Below are 2,155 nucleotides of genomic sequence, written 5' to 3'. Positions count from 1 at the left end.
GACCAACACGGTCCAATCGAGCGCGACAGGAGACCGTGTTGGTCTCGACACGCCTCCGCCTAGCGGCTCCGGCGGCTCGACCAGCGGGGGTGCGGTTGCTGATCCGCTGAGGCATCATGGGGACGTCGAGGTGGGGGATGGGCTGCTCGACTTCGCGGTGAACGTCTACCCGGGCGAGCGGCCGGGGTGGCTGGACCAGGCGCTCCACGAGTCGCTGGCGTCGACGGCCTACCCTGACGAGGAGCCGGCGCGGGCGGCGCTGGCGAAGCACCACGGGCGCGACCGCGACGAGGTCCTTCCGACGGCGGGGGCGGCGGAAGCGTTCACGCTGGTCGCGCGAGCCAGGACGTGGCGGAAACCGGTCGTCGTCCACCCGCAGTTCACCGAGCCCCACGCGGCGCTGGAGCAGGCGGGCCACCGAGTCGACGAGGTGCGCCTCAGCCACCGGGACGGCTTCACCCTCGACCCGGCCGCGGTGCCTGCCGACGCGGACCTGGTCGTCGTCGGCAACCCGACCAACCCCAGCGGCGTACTCCACCCGGCGGCCACCCTCCGTGCCCTCCTCCGACCTGGCCGTCTGGTCGTGGTCGACGAGGCCTTCATGGACGCGGTCCCCGGCGAGCCCGAGACGCTCACCGGCGAGCACGCCGAGGGCCTGCTGGTGATCCGCAGCCTCACCAAGCACTGGTCGATCCCGGGGGTCCGCGCCGGCTACGTCGTCGGCGACCCCGCCGCGATCAGCGACCTGGAGGCGGTACGCACCCCCTGGTCGGTCTCTGCCACCGCCGCCGCCGCGATGCTCGCCTGCGCGACCGAGCGGGCGAGCGCCGAGGCCCGCGAGCGCGCCGAGCGGATCACCGCCTGGCGCAGCCACCTCGAGGCCGGCCTGCGGGACCAGGGGATCGAGTACGTCCCCTCGACCGCCTCCTTCGTCCTGGCCCGCCCCGGCGCCGGGGTCCGTGAGGCCCTGCGCGAGCGGGGCATCGCCGTACGCCGTGCCGACACCTTCCCCGGGCTCGGCCCGGACTGGGTGCGGATCGCGGTGCGCCCGCAGGAGCCGACCGACCAGCTCCTGGCCGCCCTGCGGAAGACCAGGGGAGCGGGGTGAGCCCGCGGGCGATCGGGATCCTCGCCGGTTTCGCGCTCGACCGCCTGCTGGGCGACCCACGGCGCTACCACCCGGTCGCCGGGTTCGGCACGGTCGCGATGCGGGCCGAGCGGGCCTGGTACGCCGACGATCGAGCCCGCGGCGTGCTCCACACCGCGACCCTGGCCGGCGGAGCGGTCGTCCTCGGCGCCGCCGCGGAGCGGCTCGCTCCCGGCCGGGCCGGGAAGGCCCTGGTGACCGCGGCAGCCACCTGGGCGGTCCTGGGCGGCCGCTCGCTGGAGCGCGAGGCCCTCGCCGTCCACGAACATCTCGACCGCGGTGACCTCCCCGCCGCGCGGCAGCGGCTGACCCACCTCGTCGGCCGCGACACCGACGAGCTCGACGCCTCCGAGGTCTCCCGGGCCGTCGTCGAGAGCGTCGCCGAGAACACCTCCGACGCGGTGGTCGCGCCCCTGGTGTGGGGCGCCGTCGCGGGCGTACCCGGCCTGCTCGGCTACCGAGCCGCCAACACCCTGGACGCGATGGTCGGCCACCACAACGACCGCTACGAGCACTTCGGCTGGGCCAGCGCCCGCCTCGACGACCTGCTCAACCTGCCCGGCTCCCGGCTCTCCGGCCTGCTCACCCTGGCCGCCGCGCCCTCGCGCGCGAAGCAGGCGTGGACGGCCTGGCGCCGCGACGCCGCGCAGCACCCGAGCCCGAACGCCGGCGTCGTCGAGGCGTCCTTCGCCGGCGCCCTCGACATCCGTCTCGGCGGCACGAACCGCTACTACGGCAACCGGATCGAGCATCGTGCGGTGATGGGCGACGGCCGCGACGCCGCCCCCGCCGACGTCGTCAGCGCCACCACGCTGGCCCGCAGGGTCGGCATCGGCGCGGCCCTGGTCGCGGCGGCGTACGCCGTCATCGTTCAGCGCCCGTGACGGAAGGCCCGCGCCAGGACGGCGGGCGGAGCATCGGCGATGCCCGGCCCGCCGGCGCGGGTCCACTCGGCCAGGGCGTCGCCGTCGAGGTGTACTGGTCGCCCTGCGCCTGGAGCACGAACGC

General features: G+C 75.8%; 2 protein-coding genes. Both read left to right on the top strand.

The features are described 5' to 3' along the window. Window positions 1-1,108: Rv2231c family pyridoxal phosphate-dependent protein CobC (cobC, locus tag ACFU7D_RS29395; RefSeq protein ID WP_378874018.1), on the top strand; the 1,108-nt coding region annotated here is incomplete at its 5' end. Beyond that, window positions 1,105-2,031: a cobalamin biosynthesis protein gene (locus ACFU7D_RS29390; RefSeq protein ID WP_378874015.1), complete on the top strand. Its 927-nt coding sequence runs from the start codon at window positions 1,105-1,107 to the stop codon at window positions 2,029-2,031. The genes cobC and ACFU7D_RS29390, both read left to right, overlap by 4 nt. Window positions 2,032-2,155: the final 124 nt, after the last annotated feature.

The organism is Nocardioides sp. NPDC057577 (assembly GCF_042801335.1).
Lineage (GTDB): Bacteria > Actinomycetota > Actinomycetes > Propionibacteriales > Nocardioidaceae > Nocardioides.
The sequence above is the reverse complement of the archived record's forward strand: the minus strand, read 5'-3'. Positions and strand labels throughout refer to the sequence as shown.